The sequence below is a fragment of the Vibrio tasmaniensis genome, from assembly GCF_024347635.1.
Lineage (GTDB): Bacteria > Pseudomonadota > Gammaproteobacteria > Enterobacterales > Vibrionaceae > Vibrio > Vibrio tasmaniensis.
Genome location: NZ_AP025510.1, coordinates 2,611,322 through 2,633,345, shown reverse-complemented (window position 1 = coordinate 2,633,345; position 22,024 = coordinate 2,611,322). Strand labels below are relative to the sequence as shown.

The window sequence follows — 22,024 nt, the reverse complement described above, 5'->3', positions numbered from 1 at the left end:
AATGTTAGCGTTTTTGTTTCTGATGATTATTCTCAGAGTCTTTCGAAGTTTGGCGAAGCTCTAGATAGGAAAGTGCTCAGGGTTCACAAATGGGATCAGCGCTAAAATTAAAGCCTGATGATAGACAGAGCTGCGTGACAGTTGGTTATGTGTCAGTAGGCCAATCGCACCGCCTTTCTGTTTGATATTATCGGTGCCAAACACTTCATCCATCACATCCCCTAACTCGTTCGCATGCTCTAGTTTTTCAAGCACGGCAGGTGGCAGCATGAGGCTTGCTGAACGCGACTCACCACGTTGGCCGTTTGCTTCGATCACCATCCATGCAAAGGTAACGTTTTTTTCTATCCCAGCTTCTAATCCCACATAAAAGTCAGCATTAGGCTGAGCTTGGAGCGTGTTGTGAACACGATTTACGGCACCTTGGTAGGTTTCTTCATTACTCATTGGTTGATCGGCAACGCCACTAGGGACGCTGATGCCTTTGAAATCAAACTGAGTATCAGGAAAAGCCGATAAGAATGCACTTTTTACGGCGTTAATTTTAGCTGGGTTCAGCGATGCAATGATTACAGATTTCATGTGGTGGATTCTTTTTTTTATCGACAAAATTGATTTGATGCTGTCGGTACCATTCAGGCAGCTCTTCTAATGGCATCGGTTTACCAAAATAATAGCCTTGCAGCATATCGCACTGAGCATCTTGCAACCACTTATGCATGTATTGAGTTTCAATGCCTTCGGCTGTGACCTTTTTTCCTTGCGCGTGACATAGCCCGATAATGGGTTTCACTATGTTCTGGTTATCTGTCTTAATCAAGGTGTCTAAAAAGGTTTTATCCAATTTGATCTTTTGAGTTGGATACTGAACCAGTTGAGTGATGGAGGTGTAACCAGAACCAAAGTCGTCAATTGCCAATCTATAGCCCATGTATGATAACTGGTTAAGTAATGGGAAACCTTGAGAGTTTGAGTAAAAGGTTTCTGTAATTTCAAAGTCGATCAAGCTTGGTGGAATCTGATTGATTTTCGCATGCTCTTTGATGAAATCGGCAAGGTGAGTGGTTTTAATTCCAGCTGAAGATAAGTTAATCGATAGCTGAATTGAGTGATCGAATTGATCTTGAAGTCGATGAAACGAAGCAAAGGCATTCTGGATCACCCAGCGATCAATTAATTCAAATAGTCCGGTTTGTTCAGCAATAGGTATGAATTCATCGGGTGGTACCAAACCAAGGTGTTTCGAATGCCAACGTAACAATACCTCAACGCCAATAACATAGCTTCCGGTTGAATCCATGTAAGGCATATAAACGAGCTTAAACTCTTCATCAAAGTTATTTTCTCGAAGGGCGCTCTCAATACTGGCTTGGCGCTGAATGGTTTTATCTAAGTCTAACGAGTAATCTGCGAACTGGTTTTTACCCGCACGTTTGGCTTGATACATCGCGGTATCAGCATTCGAGAGAAGCTTCTCGATTGTATCGCCATCATTCGGGTGGGTCGCGATACCAATACTGACCGTAATCGGGAAATTGCCTGATTCGGTAACAAACCCTTTTTGTATTGGTGTGAGTAAATCATTCGAAAATCGATGCGCGATATTTTCTTTGTGAGTTGGAGCATTAATGTATACAACGAACTCGTCTCCAGAAAGTCGGGCGGGAAGACAGTGGGCGTCTAATTCTGTTTTATAGTGGTTACAAATATCGGAAATACGCTGAGCAAAACTGACCAGGATTGAGTCGCCGATTTGATGTCCGTATTTGTCGTTCACAAATTTGAAGTTATCTAAATCAAAGTAGAGAACCCAGGTTTCGGTATTCGAACTTGGTTTCGACAGCGACTTCTGGACGAAGGTTTGAAACTGGTGCCTATTGGCTATTTGGGTCAACTGATCATTTTCTGCCAACAACTTAGTCTGCTGATATGTGTCATCTAACTCCTGGTACATATCATAAAAGCGCTGAGATAAGCGGCCTAGTTCATCATTAGTTCCTAGGCGCTCAATATTTTTTCTCTGTTTTTTCTCAACCTCTTGAAGCTGTCTATCTAAACGGGTAATGGGGTTTATTACACAGCGAGATAGCAGGATAAGCAGCAAGGTAACACTGACAAATGCAGAAAGGGCAAAGGATAGGCTGAGTTCATTCCAGAGAGATTTGAGTTTGTTGTCTAATAGTAATGGTGCGGGATCGAGCGTGGCGTAGAGCTCAGGTGCTAGCTTTATAGATTGTGTTAACTCTCTCCCTTGTGTCACCAACGCAGGAGTAAAGAACAAGCTGGTTTGATAGTCGAACTCTATCTGTTTTCGAAGATAGTTAAACTTATCAAGAGAGACAGAAACAACCACAAAAAATACATTGTTGGGTTGAGCGCTTGTTGGTATCGAAACTGTATTTTTATCAATAGCGTCATAATGAACTAATACGCCTTCGCCTTGGGAATTCTGTATATAGTCGGTGCTCGAAGGGGCTAACGTTTTTTGATATTGATGATCAATGAACTCTAATATCTTGGGGTCCATTTTTGCGAAAGGGTCATTGGTATTATCAGCGTAATATTTAAGGGCTCGGTCGCCATCAAGCAATGCGACCCTTGTAAAACTGTCGTTACCATCTTGCAGTAACTTAATCGTTTCGTTTAGGTTATCAACCAGTTCACGTTGGGAGGCGGTACTTTCATCAACCATAAAATAACGCTTAACCAGATCACTATTGGCGAGGGTATAAGAGTAGCTGTTGAGGAAAGAGCGAGACTGTTGAAAATAACTGGCTAATTTTTCCATGCTTAATTGCAGCGCATTGTCTTCACGTTTGATAAAGCTGCTTTTTTGCGTGGAGTAGATGATATAACTAGAAGCCGCTGTACTGAGCAGTATTACGGGGGCAATCACAAGTAATATTTTAGTACTGAGCTTCATGGTTATTCACAACATGGTTTATAAATTTAGCACGCAAGTTTATGTTATTTAGACAGTTCTCGCCATCAATTATATTGTGTTTGAAGTGTTTTGTTTGGGTTTTAAGTTTTTGTATTTAGTGATTAAATTATCAGTAAAAGGTGTCGGAGTAGGTTGGAAGGGAATGATGGAAGTGGATAGGAATGCGAACCAGTAACACAACCAATTCATTTTTAAGGTATACAGACTTTGAGTCTTCCTTAGTTCGAGTACGACTCCATTTGTTGCTTTCTTTAAGCATTTGGCCTGTAGTAGGCCAAATGCTTAAATTAGTGAAAAGCTAGTGGCAGTTAAAGCGAGTGTCAGATAATAAAAAGCTAAGACAACTTAACCTGAGTCGCCTTAATGTTCTCACTTGGGTAGCAACCTAATACTTTAAGATGACGAGTAATGGCTGTTAGTTCCGTTATCGCTTGTTGCATGTTATCTGCGCCTAAATGTGCTTCTAGATCGACATAGAACATCTCTTCCCAAGGGTTACCCATGATAGGACGAGATTCCAGCTTGGTCATGTTAATGCCTAAGCGTTGCAGAATCAGCAGTGTTTCAACCAAAGAACCGGCTTCTTGAGAAGTCGACATGATGAGTGTCGTCTTAGCTGGGATTTGAGCTGATACTTCAACGGGCTTACGTGCCACAACGATGAAGCGAGTGTGGTTCTCAGTTTGGTTTGCAATGTTACCTTGGATTGGTTGAAGTCCATAAAGCTTGCCGCTCGATGCATTACCAATCGCTGCCACATCATCCCCCTCTAGAACTTTCACCTTTTTCATAGCATCAGCTGTGCTTGCACAAGATTCAAGGCTGACATCTTTAAGGCGGCTTAAAAACTCACTGCATTGTTGATGAGGTTGTGGGTGTGAATAGAGGGTTTTGATGTCTTCTAAACGAATATCATTTTTTGCAACCAAGCAGTGTTCAATTGGTTGAGACAGTTCACCAACGATATAAAGCGTTGTGTGTTGTAGCAGATCGTAGACTTCGTTAATTGACCCTGAGCTGGTGTTCTCAATCGGCAGTACACCATAGTCGGCATGGCCTGATTCTACAGTCGATGCGACTTCTTTGAAGTGATTACAGTTCAGCTCAATCAATTCCATATTCTTGCGGCTGAAGTATTCGCGGCTCGCAAGGTGAGAATACGATCCCTTAGAACCTAAGAATGCAACGCGAGCGAGTGGTTTACGGCTTTGCGGATTCGCTAGGTTTTGTAAGTATGACTGCTGCAGTAAAACGGAATCTTCGATGATGGTGTGAAACAGCTTAGTAATGTACTGAGCATCCAATTCGTACTTGTCTTTACCGTTGTTGATCAGTTTGACTAGTAGTTGTTGCTCTCGTACTGCATCACGAACGGGTTTTGATGTTTCTACCTTGCTTTTAGCGACTTCGATACTTAGCTTACGACGCTCTGAAAGTAATTTTAGGAGTTCGTCGTCTAAATCATTAAGACGAAGGCGGATATCATCTAGTGAAATTGTTCGGTCAGTCATAAATGTGTCCTTATAAAAAAGCCCCCCTAGTGTGGGAGGCTTCTTGTTCGTTTTTGACTTGTTTTTCTAAAACGACTTAGCCTCCGATTTACGGAAGAAAAAAGAAGTCAAAAATAAACAAAGAGTGAGAGTGCATAAAAAGTGATTGTTTTATGAATGTTTAAACACAATAAGCAAGCGAGCTACGAGCGTCAAGCAAAAAAATAGCGCCCTGAGGCGCTATTTTTTAATCTGTTCTCTTTCCTTATTCTACTTCAGCTTCTAGCTCTTCGATTTCAGGCTTTTCAGCGCGGCGCGCTTCAGGTTTATGGCGTAGCTTGTTGAGTTGACGCTCTAGTTTTTGTTCTACTTCGTTGATCGCTACGTAGAGGTCGTCATGAATTGATGAAGCAACAAGTTGGCCTTTTGGTACCGTTAGAACGGCTTCAAATTTTTTCTTCTTATTTGGTTCTTCGCTAAAGCTCGCTTGGCAGCCAATGATGTCTACTTGCCATTTATCCAGCTTCTTAAATTTGCTTTCTATGTGATCACGGATTGCAGAGGTAATGTCGATATTTTTACCAGTGATGTTCATTTTCATAGAAGTTTTCCTCTGTTGTATCCCTCATGGGTTAACTTCAGATTACGACTTTTAGGAATAAAGAATGTGATCTAGATCTTGTTTTGGTTGGGTGGGATAAGCATTAAAATCAAATGTGATCTCACGCAAGTCTTGATATCTTTTTGTCGAAAAATACTTGTTATCCCTATGAAAAACGATAAGTTGGAGACAAGGCTTCGCTAAAAATTAAACCAGTTTTTAGGGGCGGACTACAGCCTATAGAAAGTGCTTGATTGAAATTTACTCAATAGTGTTTTGTGATATAGCTATCATGATGTCGATCGCTATGTAAGCTTCTTCCGAATTATAAACAAAAGCCGCATAAGTTTTCTTATGCGGCTTTTGTGTTTTTAACCTTATCTAATACCAATCGTAGTAAATAACTGGTCACCCTAGCTTGTTAAAAACCTCGATAACTTCGTTAGAATTTTTGATTGTAGAATAACTACTTATCAAAAAATTCTGCCTTGTTCTCAAGCTTTTTTCCTACGCTATGTTTGATCACTTACTTACTGTGATTGGTATAACACCTTTGTTCCTCAAACTCTGATGTTGAGGGGGAAGTTAATCGTTAGTGTTCAGTAATCTCGCTGTACTGTCCTCTCGGATGGCATTGATTGCTTGCAATTGTTTGTAAATGACGAAGTAACGATTGATGTTGGCGACATAGGTTACGGGTTCTTTACTCACGTACTTACGAGTGATGATTTCGACGTTTTTAAACCAGATGTTTGGGTTATAACCCTTCTTTTTAGCAATGTTCCGCATCTTTCTTATCTTAGCGGGGCCTGCATTGTAAGAAGCTAAAGTGAAGTAGATTTGATTGTCAGGCGATATCGCTGGATCGTCAAAATATCGGTCTTTGATAAAGCGCATATACTTCACACCAGCATGGATGTTGTTATCCACCTTATGTATGTTTTTTATATTGACGTTTTTGTCTTTGGCGGTACTTGGCAACACCTGCATTACACCGATGGCGCCGCGGTGAGAAACCCTGCTTTGATCAAGTCCAGACTCTTGGAAACCTTGAGCTGACATCATCAAAGGGTCGAATTCGTATTCATTCGAATATTTTTCAAAGACATCTGCCAGTTTAGCCACTCGATCTACTTTATTTGGGTTGAGTGCTCGTCCTAACCAACGAGTGTTGTCGATGTATTTATTATAGATAACGTTCCCAAGTAGAGTTCCTGTTCGTGCGGTCTTTACGTATTTGTTGATCTCTTTCTTTAGCTGAGGGCTGTCTTTTCTCAGTGCCCAAGCAATTTGACCATTTTCACGCAGCGGCAACTCAGTGTGTACCTGAATGTTTTCCATAACATCGAGCCAGAGCTTAGCTTTGTGGCTATCTAGAACTGTACCTTGTATATAACCCTGATTAACCAGTTCTATCAGCTCGTAGTCTTGTAATGATTCCTCGATAAAGTGGACATGCAGAGGTGGTAAACCTAGTGCGTTAAGCTCTTTGTTGACTCTTTGAACACTCTCGAAGTAACTCGAGCTAGCTCGGATCCAGACCTCTTGATCACTCAATTGCTTGATTTCGGTGATAGGGGCAGAATTTTTTCCGGTGATAATCAGTTCTTTCCCATCTTTGATCATTGGATCGGAAAAATCGATGACACTTAATCGCTTGTCGGTGATCGTTAGGTTGGCGACAGCGACATCACCGTAACCAGATTCTAACGAGGGGAGTAGATCATCTCGTTGCACGGGGATGATTTGAACGTTGAGGTAGCGGTGCTTCTTACGAAGACTTTTCTCAAAGTGGTAGAGCATTTCTGCCACAATACCTTTTGGCTTGCCATCTTCTATGTAGTAAAAGCCCAGATCAGCCGATACCAATACTCTCACGGTTCCTTTTGTTTTGAGTACATCTAAGTCTCCCATGTAAGGTTGATTGCTCAATGGGGACAGTTCTAATGCGTTGGAAAGTTGGCTAAATAACCCGATCCAGATAAATAATAACATCCTGCTCACACCCACACTCCATGTTGATGTTTTGTTAAAAGTTATCTATTGAAGATACTGCTTATGCTGCCATTCATCAAGTTTACCAGACGAAGTTCAAAAAAAATCGCGCTAACAAATTAGCGCGATTTTGAAGTGATTGTTTTAGTTAACGACGAGTATGATTCGCTGACTAAGGTAGTGGATTGAGCTCGATTAACTTTTCTGTTCGTAACACTGCGTCTTCTAAGCCTAGTTGTTCATAAGCTTCTAATTGAATGTCTAAAGACTTACGTGCAGCAATGGTGTCAGGGTAAGTCTTCTGCAACTCTTGTGTTCTGTTTATAGCTGCAATCCAAGCTTCACGACGCAGGTAGAAATCAGCTGTTGCTAAGTCATACTCCGCTAGGCGGTTTTTCAGTGCGAACATGCGTTTTTGTGCATCTTCAGCGTATGGGCTTGCAGGGAAACGTTCTAACAGTCGTTTGAAATCAGCAAATGCAAGTTTCACTGGCTCTGGATCTCGGTCGCTACGATCGATATTAAAAATATCATGCATGAAGTTTCGGTCTTGTGCCATATGCGTTAAACCGCGCATGTAAAGAACCCAATCTTGTTTCTCATGAGTTGGGTTTAAACGTAGGAATCGCGAAATAGTCGCAAGGCCAAGCGCCAAGTCATCATTTTTGTAGTAAGCGTAAATCAGATCCAGTTGTACTTGTTCAGAATAGGCGCCGAATGGGTAACGTGAGTCTAAGGCTTCTAGCTTTTCGATTGCAGAAAGCCAGCTACCACTCTGCAGTGATTCTTGGGCGTCAGAGTAAAGAACCGATGGCGGTACATCCGGTACTATTTCTTCACTACTTGAACAACCAACTAAGAGTGATACGGCTAATAGACCCGTTAAAGTAAGGTGTTTCATGTCAGGCGTCGATTCCTTGAATTAAATATTTCGTAAGCTTCCGTTACTTTCTAACCAGTAACAGATACAATGATGCAATTATTCTATTTTATCCATACTAATGGGTATTAGTCTCACGGTTTTTAAAAAAGTTCGATATGGCTCAGCAGATAACATTAACAGACACAGTAAAAAGCAGCCAGTTAGGTCAACGTTTAGACCAAGCTGTCGCTGAACTATTTACCGATTTTTCTCGCTCTCGTATTAAAGAGTGGCTTCTTGACGGCAAAATCCAAGTGGATGGCGAAGTTATCACTAAACCGCGCACCATAGTTTTGGGCGGTGAAGCGATCATCTTACAAGCAGAGCTTGCGGATGAAGAGCGCTGGGAAGCACAAGATATTCCGTTAGACATTGTCTATGAAGATGATGATTTATTGGTTATCAATAAACCTCGCGATCTGGTTGTACACCCAGGTGCAGGTACGCCGGATGGAACCATACTAAACGCATTGCTTTTCCATTACCCTCAGATTGCTGAAGTACCTCGTGCGGGTATTGTGCACCGTCTTGATAAAGACACAACTGGTCTTATGGTTGTGGCTAAAACGGTTCCAGCTCAAACTCGCCTTGTACGAGCTCTTGCTAAACGTCGTATTACTCGTGAATATGAAGCAATTGCTATTGGTAAAATGACCGCTGGTGGTGTGGTTGAGAAAGGCATTAGCCGTCATGCAACTAAGCGTACGTTAATGGACGTTAATGAATTGGGTAAGCCTGCGGTAACTCACTACCGTGTTGCTGAGCACTTCCGCGAACATACTCGTATTCGTCTGCGCCTAGAAACGGGTCGTACTCACCAAATCCGTGTTCACATGTCATACCTTCAGCACCCGCTGTTAGGTGATATTGCGTACGGTGGTCGTGCTCGTATTCCAAAAGGTGCATCTGAAGAGCTAACGACAATGATTCGTTCTTTTGATCGCCAAGCGTTACACGCGGTTATGCTGAAGTTTGTTCACCCGATTACTGGTGAAGAAGTAGAGTTCCACGCACCTGTGCCAAATGACATGGTTGTGATGGCTGAAGCGTTGCGTGTTGATGCTCGCGAAAACATAGAAGACGACATTTAATCGTGTCAATGATCATCCCTGACTGGAATGCACCAAAAAACGTGAAAGCATTTGCTTCGACTCGTTTTGATGGTTGTTCTACAGGTGCCTATCAAGGGTTAAACCTTGGTATGCACGTTGGGGATGATGCTTTACTTGTTGAAAGCAATCGAACATGGCTAAAGCAACAATCTAATATGCCCACGGCTCCGGTATGGCTAAATCAAACTCACTCAACGGGTGTCGTTACGGTTTTAGAGCCTGTGGCGAATGTGCTTGATGCGGATGGTGCATTTACCACTGCAAAGGGTGTTGTGTGTTCTGCGATGACAGCCGATTGCTTACCGGTCATCCTTACCGATACCAAAGGCACTCAAGTTGCTGCCGTTCATGCGGGTTGGCGTGGTCTTGCTGGTGGCATTCTTGAAAATGCCGTCGCAAAGTTTTCAAACCTAGATTCAGATAATCAGATCATTGCTTGGTTTGGTCCCGCTATTGGTAAAGATGCGTTTGAGGTGGGCAACGATGTGTTGGACGCTTTTGTTCGTTTTGACCCTCAAGCGAAATTAGCATTTAAAGCTAAATCTGAACCCGGCAAGTGGTTAGCAAACATGTCTCAACTTGCGACTCAACGATTAATGAACGTTGGCGTGACTTCGGTGACAGATTCGAATCTATGCACATACGCAGATTCAGATGCTTTCTATTCTTATCGTCGTGATGGTATTACTGGACGTCAGGCGACATTTATTTGGTTAGAGTAATCTCTGAGTAGCATAACCACTCATCCAGTTCATTTATATTTTCATATCAGCTCTATTCTTCATCCTTATCCCTTGAAAATCTGCGTTACCGTATCCATCTTCTAACCATAAGATAAACATATCTAAGAGTAGGAAGGTTGGCATGCGTCTCGATCGATTCACTAGTAAATTCCAAATTGCGATATCTGATGCTCAGTCGCTCGCATTAGGTCGTGATCACCAATATATAGAACCTGTACACCTAATGGTGTCTTTGCTTAATCAAGATGGCAGTGCGATTCGTCCATTGCTCACCATGTTGAATATTGATGTTGTTCAATTGCGTTCTAAATTAAGCGAAATATTAGACCGAGTCCCAAAAGTAAGCGGTATCGGTGGTGATGTTCAGCTTTCTAACGCAATGGGAACGCTATTCAACCTATGTGACAAGGTCGCGCAAAAGCGTCAAGACAGTTATATATCTTCAGAAGTATTCCTACTCGCTGCAATAGAAGACAAAGGACCTCTAGGTAACTTACTTAAAGAGTTAGGCCTTACTGAGCAAAAACTATCTCAAGCTATCGAGCAAGTTCGTGGTGGTCAAAAGGTTGATGACCCGAATGCGGAAGATAGACGCCAAGCTTTAGAGAAGTTCACCATTGATCTGACCGAGCGAGCAGAGCAAGGCAAGCTAGATCCTGTGATTGGTCGTGATGATGAAATTCGTCGCACGATTCAAGTCCTTCAACGTCGTACTAAGAACAACCCTGTCATTATCGGTCAACCCGGTGTGGGTAAAACTGCGATTGTCGAAGGTTTGGCTCAGCGTATTATCAATAATGAAGTGCCTGAAGGCTTAAGAGGCCGACGAGTGCTTTCATTAGACATGGGCTCATTAGTTGCGGGTGCTAAATATCGTGGTGAATTCGAAGAGCGTCTAAAATCAGTGCTTAATGAATTATCGAAAGAAGAAGGCAATGTCATTCTCTTTATCGATGAAATTCATACTATGGTCGGTGCGGGTAAAGGTGAAGGCTCTATGGATGCGGGTAACATGCTGAAACCAGCATTAGCTCGTGGTGAACTGCATTGTGTCGGCGCAACAACGCTCGATGAATACCGACAATATATAGAGAAAGACCCGGCTTTGGAGCGTCGATTCCAAAAAGTGATCGTGGATGAACCCACCGTTGAAGACACGGTAGCGATTCTTCGTGGTTTGAAAGAGCGCTATGAACTTCACCATCATGTAGAAATTACCGATCCTGCTATCGTAGCGGCGGCAACGCTATCTCACCGATACGTTTCAGATCGTCAGTTACCAGATAAGGCGATTGATCTCATTGATGAAGCGGCTTCGAGTATTCGAATGCAGATAGATTCAAAGCCCGAGTCATTGGATAAGTTAGAGCGCAAAATCATTCAGTTGAAGATCGAACAGCAAGCTCTGACGAATGAAAATGATGAGGCCAGTGAAAAACGCCTGCGCACGCTACAAAGCGAACTTTCTGAGAAAGAACGAGATTTCGCAGAACTTGAAGAAGTTTGGAACGCTGAAAAAGCGGCGCTGTCTGGTACGCAACATATTAAATCAGAGCTAGAACAAGCTCGAATGGATATGGATTTTGCACGACGCGCTGGTGACCTTAACCGTATGTCTGAATTGCAATATGGTCGAATCCCAGAATTGGAGAAGCAGTTAGATCTCGCGACTCAAGCTGAAATGCAAGAAATGACCTTATTACGTAATAAGGTGACCGACGCTGAGATCGCCGATGTCCTTTCAAAGCAAACCGGTATTCCTGTTTCTAAAATGCTAGAAGCAGAAAAGGAGAAGCTTCTGAAAATGGAAGGTGTTCTGCATAAGCGGGTTATCGGTCAAGCGGAAGCGGTCGAAGTGGTATCGAATGCGATTCGTCGTAGCCGTGCTGGTTTGTCTGATCCGAATAAACCGATTGGTTCGTTCTTGTTCTTAGGGCCAACAGGTGTCGGTAAAACGGAACTGTGTAAAACATTAGCTAACTTTATGTTCGATAGTGAAGATGCGATGGTTCGTATCGATATGTCTGAGTTTATGGAAAAACACTCTGTTGCTCGTTTAGTTGGTGCGCCCCCTGGTTATGTGGGTTATGAAGAAGGTGGGTACTTAACCGAAGCTGTTCGTCGAAAACCTTATTCTGTCATTCTGCTTGATGAGGTAGAGAAAGCTCACCCAGATGTTTTCAATATTCTATTGCAGGTTTTGGATGATGGACGATTAACTGACGGACAAGGTCGCACGGTCGATTTTAGAAATACCGTGGTAATAATGACATCGAACCTAGGTTCAACTCGTATTCAAGAGAACTTCAATACATTGGATTACCAAGGGATTAAAAATGAGGTTATGGAAGTGGTAGGTAAACATTTCCGTCCTGAGTTTTTGAACCGAGTTGACGAAAGTGTCGTGTTCCATCCATTAGGCCAAGAGCACATCGAGTCAATTGCCGCTATTCAGCTTGAGCATTTGAAAAAGCGAATGGAAGACAACGGTTATGAACTCGAAGTTTCAGAAAAAGCACTCAAGCTAATTTCTCAAGTTGGTTTTGACCCTGTGTATGGTGCAAGGCCCCTTAAAAGAGCAATTCAACAAACTGTAGAGAACCCGTTAGCGAAAGCGATACTGGCTGGGAAAATAAATCCAGATAAGAAAGTGCAGCTACTAGTGAATAACGACCGAATTATTGCTCACCAATAACCAAGCTATGAATAATAGGTACGACTAACCGAAATTAAGGCTTGATCGTACCTATTTTGAACGCTTTGTGTAATTAGTGTCCGAACGATCGCCTGTGGCGGTCTTTTTTCGTTTTTGGCCTTGTGCAAAGGGGGATTCTCTCTATAATGCGCCTCCGTTGCCAGGGATAACCAAGCGATTTGAACTAAGTAACGAGACGACATTAAGCATCTAAGATGCTTTGAAAAATTAGCTGGAAAAAGTGTTTGACACTGGAACCCAATTCGCTAGAATGGCCGTCCACTTAGAGAGGCTCCTTACTAAAAGGAACGCTCAATAAGTAAAGCTCTTTAACAATTTAAACCTATCAATCTGTGTGGGCACTCGTTGATGAATATCAAAACGTTATTGGTTCTTTTTCGAAAGAGCGTAATAACAGTTACTTCGGTAACAAACTTGATTTCAATGAACTGAGTGACCAATACAAAATTAAGTTTACTTAATTTTGGCACAGTCAATTCATTACCATTCTGTTCCTATTTATTTAAGAAGAGAGGGGTAATAGCTTTAGAATTACATGTTTACTTCGGTAAATATTAGTTTTGAAGTCAGTATTCGTTGAGTCACACCTATTAATTTAGGTAATCAAAACTTTAAATTGAAGAGTTTGATCATGGCTCAGATTGAACGCTGGCGGCAGGCCTAACACATGCAAGTCGAGCGGAAACGACACTAACAATCCTTCGGGTGCGTTAATGGGCGTCGAGCGGCGGACGGGTGAGTAATGCCTAGGAAATTGCCTTGATGTGGGGGATAACCATTGGAAACGATGGCTAATACCGCATAATGCCTACGGGCCAAAGAGGGGGACCTTCGGGCCTCTCGCGTCAAGATATGCCTAGGTGGGATTAGCTAGTTGGTGAGGTAATGGCTCACCAAGGCGACGATCCCTAGCTGGTCTGAGAGGATGATCAGCCACACTGGAACTGAGACACGGTCCAGACTCCTACGGGAGGCAGCAGTGGGGAATATTGCACAATGGGCGCAAGCCTGATGCAGCCATGCCGCGTGTATGAAGAAGGCCTTCGGGTTGTAAAGTACTTTCAGTTGTGAGGAAGGGTGTGTAGTTAATAGCTGCACATCTTGACGTTAGCAACAGAAGAAGCACCGGCTAACTCCGTGCCAGCAGCCGCGGTAATACGGAGGGTGCGAGCGTTAATCGGAATTACTGGGCGTAAAGCGCATGCAGGTGGTTCATTAAGTCAGATGTGAAAGCCCGGGGCTCAACCTCGGAACTGCATTTGAAACTGGTGAACTAGAGTGCTGTAGAGGGGGGTAGAATTTCAGGTGTAGCGGTGAAATGCGTAGAGATCTGAAGGAATACCAGTGGCGAAGGCGGCCCCCTGGACAGACACTGACACTCAGATGCGAAAGCGTGGGGAGCAAACAGGATTAGATACCCTGGTAGTCCACGCCGTAAACGATGTCTACTTGGAGGTTGTGGCCTTGAGCCGTGGCTTTCGGAGCTAACGCGTTAAGTAGACCGCCTGGGGAGTACGGTCGCAAGATTAAAACTCAAATGAATTGACGGGGGCCCGCACAAGCGGTGGAGCATGTGGTTTAATTCGATGCAACGCGAAGAACCTTACCTACTCTTGACATCCAGAGAAGCCAGCGGAGACGCAGGTGTGCCTTCGGGAGCTCTGAGACAGGTGCTGCATGGCTGTCGTCAGCTCGTGTTGTGAAATGTTGGGTTAAGTCCCGCAACGAGCGCAACCCTTATCCTTGTTTGCCAGCGAGTAATGTCGGGAACTCCAGGGAGACTGCCGGTGATAAACCGGAGGAAGGTGGGGACGACGTCAAGTCATCATGGCCCTTACGAGTAGGGCTACACACGTGCTACAATGGCGCATACAGAGGGCAGCAAGCTAGCGATAGTGAGCGAATCCCAAAAAGTGCGTCGTAGTCCGGATTGGAGTCTGCAACTCGACTCCATGAAGTCGGAATCGCTAGTAATCGTGAATCAGAATGTCACGGTGAATACGTTCCCGGGCCTTGTACACACCGCCCGTCACACCATGGGAGTGGGCTGCAAAAGAAGTGGGTAGTTTAACCTTTCGGGGAGGACGCTCACCACTTTGTGGTTCATGACTGGGGTGAAGTCGTAACAAGGTAGCCCTAGGGGAACCTGGGGCTGGATCACCTCCTTATACGAAGATACTTACGATGAGTGTCCACACAGATTGATTAGGTTTAGAAAAGTTAAGAGTAGAAATACTTTTCCAGATGGGGCTATAGCTCAGCTGGGAGAGCGCCTCGCTGGCAGCGAGGAGGTCTGCGGTTCGATCCCGCATAGCTCCACCATCTTTAAGTGTTTTTCTTTGAAAATATTTAAAAATGGTTCATTAGTTTGAATCAAGCTCTTTAACAATTTGGAAAGCTGACTGATTAACTGACTTACGAGTCATGTTAATCAAATTTAAAAGTTCTCAATGTTTATCTTTCATTAGGTAAACACAACAAACACATTCAAGTGTCTTGTATTCGAATGATCAGAAATGATTGTTCATTTTTTGATTCTACTTTTTATTAAAAAGTGGAAACAAAAAGTAAATTGAGTCCGGCAAACAGTTATCAAGAATTAACCCTTCTTGATGACAACCAAAAACCTTGGTTAGTTGCCATACGCTTATTTGTCTTCATTTCTTAAAGTGAAAGCAAATAGAAACCCTTTCGGGTTGTATGGTTAAGTGACTAAGCGTACACGGTGGATGCCTTGGCAGTCAGAGGCGATGAAAGGCGTAATAACTTGCGATAAGCCCAGATTAGGTAGTAATAACCTTTTGAGTCTGGGATTCCTGAATGGGGAAACCCACTTGCATAAGCAAGTATCCTGTTGTGAATACATAGCAGCAGGAGGCAAACCGGGGGAACTGAAACATCTAAGTACCCCGAGGAAGAGAAATCAACCGAGATTCCGAAAGTAGCGGCGAGCGAAATTGGATTAGCCCTTAAGCTTTTAATGAGACAAATGAAGGCTCTGGAAAGTGCCGCAATAAAGGGTGATAGCCCCGTAATCGACATCTCATAATCAGTGAAAACGAGTAGGGCGGGACACGTGATATCCTGTCTGAATATGGGGGGACCATCCTCCAAGGCTAAATACTACTGACTGACCGATAGTGAACCAGTACCGTGAGGGAAAGGCGAAAAGAACCCCTGTGAGGGGAGTGAAATAGAACCTGAAACCGTGTACGTACAAGCAGTAGGAGCACCTTCGTGGTGTGACTGCGTACCTTTTGTATAATGGGTCAGCGACTTAATTTTAGTAGCAAGGTTAACCGTTTAGGGGAGCCGTAGGGAAACCGAGTCTTAACTGGGCGTACAGTTGCTAGGATTAGACCCGAAACCAGGTGATCTAGCCATGGGCAGGTTGAAGGTTGAGTAACATCAACTGGAGGACCGAACCGACTAATGTTGAAAAATTAGCGGATGACTTGTGGCTAGGGGTGAAAGGCCAATCAAACCTGGAGATAGCTGGTTCTCCCCGAAAGCTATTTAGGTAGCGCCTCGGACGAATACTACTGGGGGTAGAGCACTGTTAAGGCTAGGGGGTCATCCCGACTTACCAACCCTTTGCAAACTCCGAATACCAGTAAGTACTATCCGGGAGACACACGGCGGGTGCTAACGTCCGTCGTGGAGAGGGAAACAACCCAGACCGCCAGCTAAGGTCCCAAAGTATAGCTAAGTGGGAAACGATGTGGGAAGGCTCAGACAGCCAGGATGTTGGCTTAGAAGCAGCCATCATTTAAAGAAAGCGTAATAGCTCACTGGTCGAGTCGGCCTGCGCGGAAGATGTAACGGGGCTAAGCTATACACCGAAGCTGCGGCTACGTACCTTAGGGTATGTGGGGTAGGGGAGCGTTCTGTAAGCCGTTGAAGGTGGTCTGTAAGGGCTGCTGGAGGTATCAGAAGTGCGAATGCTGACATGAGTAACGATAAAGGGAGTGAAAAACTCCCTCGCCGGAAGACCAAGGGTTCCTGTCCAACGTTAATCGGGGCAGGGTAAGTCGACTCCTAAGGCGAGGCCGAAAGGCGTAGTCGATGGGAAACGGGTTAATATTCCCGTACTTCTTACAATTGCGATGGGGGGACGGAGAAGGCTAGGTGGGCCTGGCGACGGTTGTCCAGGTTCAAGTACGTAGGCGGAAAGTTTAGGTAAATCCGGACTTTCATTAACGCTGAGATACGATGTCGAGCTACTACGGTAGTGAAGTCATTGATGCCATGCTTCCAGGAAAAGCCTCTAAGCTTCAGATTGTAAGGAATCGTACCCCAAACCGACACAGGTGGTCGGGTAGAGAATACCAAGGCGCTTGAGAGAACTCGGGTGAAGGAACTAGGCAAAATGGTACCGTAACTTCGGGAGAAGGTACGCTCTTATCAGTGAAGTCCCTTGCGGATGGAGCAGACGAGAGTCGCAGATACCAGGTGGCTGCAACTGTTTATTAAAAACACAGCACTGTGCAAAATCGTAAGATGACGTATACGGTGTGACGCCTGCCCGGTGCCGGAAGGTTAATTGATGGGGTTAGACTTCGGTCGAAGCTCTTGATCGAAGCCCCGGTAAACGGCGGCCGTAACTATAACGGTCCTAAGGTAGCGAAATTCCTTGTCGGGTAAGTTCCGACCTGCACGAATGGCGTAATGATGGCCACGCTGTCTCCACCCGAGACTCAGTGAAATTGAAATCGCTGTGAAGATGCAGTGTACCCGCGGCTAGACGGAAAGACCCCGTGAACCTTTACTACAGCTTGGCACTGAACATTGAACCTACATGTGTAGGATAGGTGGGAGACTATGAAACCGCGTCGCTAGATGTGGTGGAGTCGTCCTTGAAATACCACCCTTGTAGTTTTGATGTTCTAACGTTGGTCCCTGAATCGGGATTACGGACAGTGCCTGGTGGGTAGTTTGACTGGGGCGGTCTCCTCCCAAAGAGTAACGGAGGAGCACGAAGGTGGGCTAAACACGGTTGGACATCGTGTGGTTAGTGCAATGGCATAAGCCCGCTTGACTGCGAGAATGACAATTCGAGCAGGTGCGAAAGCAGGTCATAGTGATCCGGTGGTTCTGAATGGAAGGGCCATCGCTCAACGGATAAAAGGTACTCCGGGGATAACAGGCTGATACCGCCCAAGAGTTCATATCGACGGCGGTGTTTGGCACCTCGATGTCGGCTCATCACATCCTGGGGCTGAAGTCGGTCCCAAGGGTATGGCTGTTCGCCATTTAAAGTGGTACGCGAGCTGGGTTTAGAACGTCGTGAGACAGTTCGGTCCCTATCTGCCGTGGGCGTTGGAAAATTGAAAGGGGCTGCTCCTAGTACGAGAGGACCGGAGTGGACGAACCTCTGGTGTTCGGGTTGTCATGCCAATGGCATTGCCCGGTAGCTAAGTTCGGAATCGATAACCGCTGAAAGCATCTAAGCGGGAAGCGAGCCTTGAGATGAGTTTTCCCTGGCGCTATAAGCGTCCTAAAGGGTTGTCGTAGACTACGACGTTGATAGGCAGGGTGTGTAAGTGCTGCGAGGCATTGAGCTAACCTGTACTAATTGCCCGTGAGGCTTAACCATACAACACCCAAGGGGTTTTGTGGACTCAAAGACAGACCTTGAATGAGTTTGAAGAGACTTTTAAATCAGTTTTCCGAATTATTAATTGCCGCTAACGCGTCAATTAGACAAAATTTGCTTGGCGACCATAGCATTGTGGACCCACCTGATTCCATGCCGAACTCAGAAGTGAAACACAATAGCGCCGATGGTAGTGTGGGGCTTCCCCATGTGAGAGTAGGACATCGCCAGGCTTTAAATTAAATCTTTAGGTTGACCAACCTGGAGATATGGACGCTCACTTAGTGAGTTGACCACTGCGGAGTGGTAGTTCAGTTGGTTAGAATACCGGCCTGTCACGCCGGGGGTCGCGGGTTCGAGTCCCGTCCACTCCGCCACTTATTAGAAAAGCCCTGCTAGAAATAGCAGGGCTTTTTTACATTTCAAGAAAAGTGTTATGCTTTTAGATTGTATGAGTGCCGTAAAGGAATCGAGCCCCTGCACTTCACGCTATGCCGGCACATATTAGAAAGCCTAGTCTGACGGCTAGGCTTTCGTCGTTTCAGAGCTGTGAGTTTTGCCTTCGACTACGACAGTATCGCCCCAGATTGAGAAGCCTCGCTAGGAACAGTGAGGCTTTTTCACATAAATATCTCTAGCTCTCAAGCTATCCCCAAAATATCACTCTCGACATACACCTATTCCCTAATGACGACTAGTATAGAAACAGTGATCATTTATTTGGAATTGTTATGAGGTTATTTTGTACATTGGCCCTTATCTTTTTTTCGTTTTTTGTATCGGCAACTCCATGGGAAAAAGAAAAGAGCCCGACAAGAAATTCAACCTCATCAATCGGCAGTTACGCTAATGGCTGTCTAGACGGCGCGCAGGCTTTGCCGATTAATGGCCAAGGTTATCAAGTGATCCGCCCTCAGAGAGAGCGCTATTATGGCCATACAGAGGCCATTCAGTTTATTGAGAGGCTAGGTGTGACTGCGAGCGAACAGCTCAACACTAATTTATTGGTGGGTGATATCTCTCTGCCTAGAGGAGGTCGCTTTTCTTCTGGTCATTCAAGTCACCAGACAGGGTTGGATATTGATATCTGGTTAAGGCTCAGTGATAAGAGGCTGTCCGAGAATGAACTCGCAGTTCCTAAGCCTATGAGCGTTGTGGATCTTACCAATTACAAACTTCGCAAATCGAATTGGACCGATGATCATTTTCAAATGATTCGCTATGCAGCCCAAGATAAAAAAGTGGTACGTATTTTTGTCCATCCAGTGATTAAACAAGCCCTTTGTGATCAAGAAGGTTCTGATGCCAACGGGAGAGCTTGGTTAGGTAAAATTAGGCCTTGGTGGGGGCATCATTCTCATTTTCATGTTCGTTTAAAATGCCCAGAAGGCAGTTCAAACTGTATAGCTCAAGCACCCCCTCCAAAAGGTGATGGCTGTGGAGATGAACTTGCAAGTTGGGCCCCACAGACTATTCCAGTTCCTCCACCTAAAAAAGTGGCTAAAAGTAAGAAAAAAAAGAAAGTTAAAGTGATACCTAGCCAGTGTTTTGCTTTGATATCGAATAAGTAACGCGTTTATCGGGGCGTTTTAAAGTGGTAATGACACTGCTTTTATCGTCTCAAAAACTGGAGAAATGTCACACTTTTGTCTAGAGTTTATAAACACGTGGTTAAGAACATCGTTTGATATTAACAAAACTAATTACGACTGTAGCAATAGCAATGGCGAATTTGACAAGGCTTGGTTAGGAATGGAGTGTTTTTGGGGTGAAAGATGCGGCTTATGTTCAGTATGTAAAATCAGAGTCTGATACCCGTCGACAGATAATTCAAGGATAAAACTATGACTATGATTTGTGCGAAGGAATTTTCAGAATGGTTAAGACATAGGTTCAGCGCAGAAAATTCAGGTATCTCTATCTCAAGAGATGACATTAACCATCTAACAGGTAGACAACGTCTAGACCCTAGTTTTGTTAATGATGTTCACTATGAATTGATGCAGTATGGAATGGCATTTGTGACAGATACCAGTAGGGAAAATTTTTATCTTGTTCCTATATCTCAAGCAATAAATTGGCGAGAACGACTCGAATATCAATTTGAAAAAGAACTTTTCTGCAATATCTATCCAATCGGAAAATCAGGTTAAAAAAAAGGTTCAACTTACAGTAAGTTGAACCTTTTCTCTTTTAGGTCAAGCCTTGAATGATGACAAACTTCTCTAGTAGTTCGTCGTCAGTTTCAATATGGTTAGGGTCAGTGATTATGCACTTTGTAATAGGGCACACTGACTGACATGTTGGCTTCTCATAGTGACCTTTACACTCAGTACATAAATCAGGATCGATTTCGAAGATACTGTCACCCATAGTGATTGCGCCATTGGGGCATTCTGGGTCACACATATCGCAGTTTATGCACTTGTCAGTTATTAACAGAGCCATTGCTATCTTCTCAGTAGAGTTTCTAAGTAAAGTTACTTACCTGAAGCGTTACGTGTATCTTGGCCTGCGCTCAAGTTACGCATTAACAAACCAAATTCTAGATCAAGATCAGCAGGTACAGGAATAAACACAAAGTGTCCGTTACCTTTCGCATCGTCTACTGCTTCAGATTTACGGTTTTCCATAACTTCTAGTTTGAAAACAATGTTACCTTTAGGTGTCATCATTTCTAAGCTATCGCCAACTAGGAATTTGTTCTTAACTTCGACTTCTGCTAAGTCACCACGGCGATTACCAGTGAATTCACCAACAAACTGTTGAGTATCAGAGATAGAGTAACCGTACTCGTAGTTTTGGTATGTGTCGTGAGTGTGACGACGCAAGAAACCTTCAGTGTAACCACGGTGAGCTAGGCTCTCTAGCGTACCCATAAGGCTCTCATCGAATGGTTTGCCTGCAACAGCGTCGTCGATAGCTTTACGGTAAACCTGTGCTGTACGTGCACAGTAGTAGAAGGACTTAGTACGGCCTTCAATCTTCAATGAGTGAACACCCATCTTAGTTAAGCGCTCAACGTGTTGGATTGCGCGAAGATCTTTCGAGTTCATGATGTAAGTACCATGCTCATCTTCAAACGCCGCCATTTTCTCTTCTGGTTTGTGTGACTCAGAAAGTAAAACGACTTCATCCGTTGGTTTACCAAGGCCTAGTGTGTTGTCTGGGCGTTCGTCTTGAACTTCAATACCTTGAGTTTCTACTTCTTGAATAGCAACACCTGTTGGGTTTGCTTCAACGATCTGACCGTTTTCGTCTTCTTTCGCAGCTTCGGTTTTGTATTCCCAACGGCAAGCGTTAGTACAAGTACCTTGGTTTGGATCGCGTTTGTTCATGTAGCCAGAAAGTAGGCAACGACCAGAGTAAGCCATGCATAGAGCACCGTGAACAAAGATTTCTAGCTCTGTTTCTGGGCAGTGTTCGCGAATCTCTTCGATTTCTTCAAGAGATAGCTCACGAGATAGGATCACACGTTCAACACCTTGGGTAGACCAGAATTTCACAGTCGCCCAGTTTACAGCGTTTGCTTGAACTGAAAGGTGGATCGGCATTTCAGGGAACGATTCACGTACCATCATGATAAGACCAGGATCTGACATGATAAGAGCGTCAGGGCCCATCTCAACAACTGGCTTAAGGTCGCGAATGAATGTTTTTAATTTAGAGTTGTGTGGCTGAATGTTACATACAACATATAACTTTTTGCCTTGAGCATGAGCTTCATCGATACCGATTTGTAGGTTTTCGTGATTGAACTCGTTGTTACGAACACGAAGGCTGTAACGTGGCTGGCCAGCGTAAACTGCATCTGCGCCGTAGGCGAATGCGTAACGCATGTTTTTAAGGCTTCCTGCCGGTGATAATAGTTCAGGTACAAATGGTTTTTGTGTAGTCATTGCTTC

13 protein-coding genes, 2 tRNA genes, 3 rRNA genes and 1 other annotated feature are annotated in these 22,024 nt (G+C 44.1%); of the genes, 10 read left to right on the top strand and 8 right to left on the bottom strand.

Annotated elements, in window-relative coordinates:
* Window positions 1-60: 60 nt before the first annotated feature.
* The 6 genes from yjjX to OCV44_RS11775 all read right to left on the bottom strand — a co-directional run bounded on the left by yjjX (window position 61) and on the right by OCV44_RS11775 (window position 7,931).
* Window positions 61-582: an inosine/xanthosine triphosphatase gene (yjjX, locus tag OCV44_RS11800; RefSeq protein WP_139683886.1), complete on the bottom strand. Its 522-nt coding sequence runs from the start codon at window positions 580-582 to the stop codon at window positions 61-63.
* Entirely contained in the window at window positions 545-2,923 is a 2,379-nt protein-coding gene (locus OCV44_RS11795) for a putative bifunctional diguanylate cyclase/phosphodiesterase (protein ID WP_139683887.1), read from the bottom strand. The genes yjjX and OCV44_RS11795 overlap by 38 nt, the downstream gene beginning before the upstream one ends.
* A 356-nt stretch (window positions 2,924-3,279) precedes the next feature.
* Complete coding sequence (gene pheA, locus OCV44_RS11790) at window positions 3,280-4,455, bottom strand: prephenate dehydratase (protein WP_139683888.1); 1,176 nt, start codon at window positions 4,453-4,455, stop codon at window positions 3,280-3,282.
* A 12-nt stretch (window positions 4,456-4,467) separates the two neighbouring features.
* Window positions 4,468-4,589 (bottom strand) — a sequence feature (Phe leader region).
* A gap of 110 nt (window positions 4,590-4,699) precedes the next feature.
* Window positions 4,700-5,035, bottom strand: coding sequence for a ribosome hibernation-promoting factor, HPF/YfiA family (gene hpf / locus OCV44_RS11785; protein WP_004735034.1), 336 nt, complete (start codon window positions 5,033-5,035; stop codon window positions 4,700-4,702).
* Window positions 5,036-5,620: 585 nt separating this feature from the next.
* Entirely contained in the window at window positions 5,621-7,045 is a 1,425-nt protein-coding gene (locus OCV44_RS11780; protein ID WP_315973213.1) for an MltF family protein, read from the bottom strand.
* 157 nt (window positions 7,046-7,202) lie between these two features.
* Window positions 7,203-7,931 (bottom strand): outer membrane protein assembly factor BamD, encoded by a 729-nt coding sequence (locus OCV44_RS11775; RefSeq protein ID WP_009848466.1) that lies wholly within the window; start codon window positions 7,929-7,931, stop codon window positions 7,203-7,205.
* 137 nt (window positions 7,932-8,068) lie between these two features.
* On the opposite strand from OCV44_RS11775, the gene rluD reads away from it, so the two are divergent.
* The 10 genes from rluD (at window position 8,069) to OCV44_RS11725 (ending at window position 20,272) form a co-directional block, all read left to right on the top strand.
* Complete coding sequence (gene rluD, locus OCV44_RS11770; RefSeq protein ID WP_009848467.1) at window positions 8,069-9,043, top strand: 23S rRNA pseudouridine(1911/1915/1917) synthase RluD; 975 nt, start codon at window positions 8,069-8,071, stop codon at window positions 9,041-9,043.
* Window positions 9,044-9,051: 8 nt separating this feature from the next.
* Window positions 9,052-9,786: a peptidoglycan editing factor PgeF gene (pgeF, locus tag OCV44_RS11765; protein WP_139683892.1), complete on the top strand. Its 735-nt coding sequence runs from the start codon at window positions 9,052-9,054 to the stop codon at window positions 9,784-9,786.
* Window positions 9,787-9,928: 142 nt separating this feature from the next.
* Entirely contained in the window at window positions 9,929-12,502 is a 2,574-nt protein-coding gene (clpB, locus tag OCV44_RS11760) for an ATP-dependent chaperone ClpB (RefSeq protein ID WP_102434720.1), read from the top strand.
* A gap of 634 nt (window positions 12,503-13,136) precedes the next feature.
* A 16S ribosomal RNA gene (locus OCV44_RS11755) occupies window positions 13,137-14,691 on the top strand.
* Window positions 14,692-14,769: 78 nt separating this feature from the next.
* Window positions 14,770-14,845: transfer RNA gene (locus tag OCV44_RS11750), tRNA-Ala, on the top strand.
* Window positions 14,846-15,225: 380 nt separating this feature from the next.
* Window positions 15,226-18,119, top strand: a 23S ribosomal RNA gene (locus OCV44_RS11745).
* Window positions 18,120-18,236: 117 nt separating this feature from the next.
* Window positions 18,237-18,352: ribosomal RNA gene (gene rrf / locus OCV44_RS11740) — 5S ribosomal RNA — on the top strand.
* The 16S, 23S and 5S rRNA genes sit together here with 2 tRNA genes alongside, the layout of an rRNA operon.
* Before the next feature lie 67 nt (window positions 18,353-18,419).
* Window positions 18,420-18,496: transfer RNA gene (locus OCV44_RS11735), tRNA-Asp, on the top strand.
* A 354-nt stretch (window positions 18,497-18,850) separates the two neighbouring features.
* The gene (mepA, locus tag OCV44_RS11730) at window positions 18,851-19,690 is read left to right on the top strand and encodes a penicillin-insensitive murein endopeptidase (protein WP_139684153.1); all 840 of its coding nucleotides are present in this window, start codon (window positions 18,851-18,853) and stop codon (window positions 19,688-19,690) included.
* Window positions 19,691-19,963: 273 nt separating this feature from the next.
* Window positions 19,964-20,272, top strand: coding sequence for a hypothetical protein (locus OCV44_RS11725; protein ID WP_139684152.1), 309 nt, complete (start codon window positions 19,964-19,966; stop codon window positions 20,270-20,272).
* A gap of 40 nt (window positions 20,273-20,312) precedes the next feature.
* Here OCV44_RS11725 and OCV44_RS11720 read toward each other — a convergent pair whose 3' ends face one another.
* Both OCV44_RS11720 and trhP read right to left on the bottom strand, forming a co-directional pair.
* A complete protein-coding gene (locus OCV44_RS11720) occupies window positions 20,313-20,567 on the bottom strand; it encodes a YfhL family 4Fe-4S dicluster ferredoxin (protein WP_004735061.1) in 255 nt (84 codons plus the stop codon).
* Window positions 20,568-20,599: 32 nt separating this feature from the next.
* The gene (gene trhP / locus OCV44_RS11715) at window positions 20,600-22,018 is read right to left on the bottom strand and encodes a prephenate-dependent tRNA uridine(34) hydroxylase TrhP (protein ID WP_139684151.1); all 1,419 of its coding nucleotides are present in this window, start codon (window positions 22,016-22,018) and stop codon (window positions 20,600-20,602) included.
* Window positions 22,019-22,024: the final 6 nt, after the last annotated feature.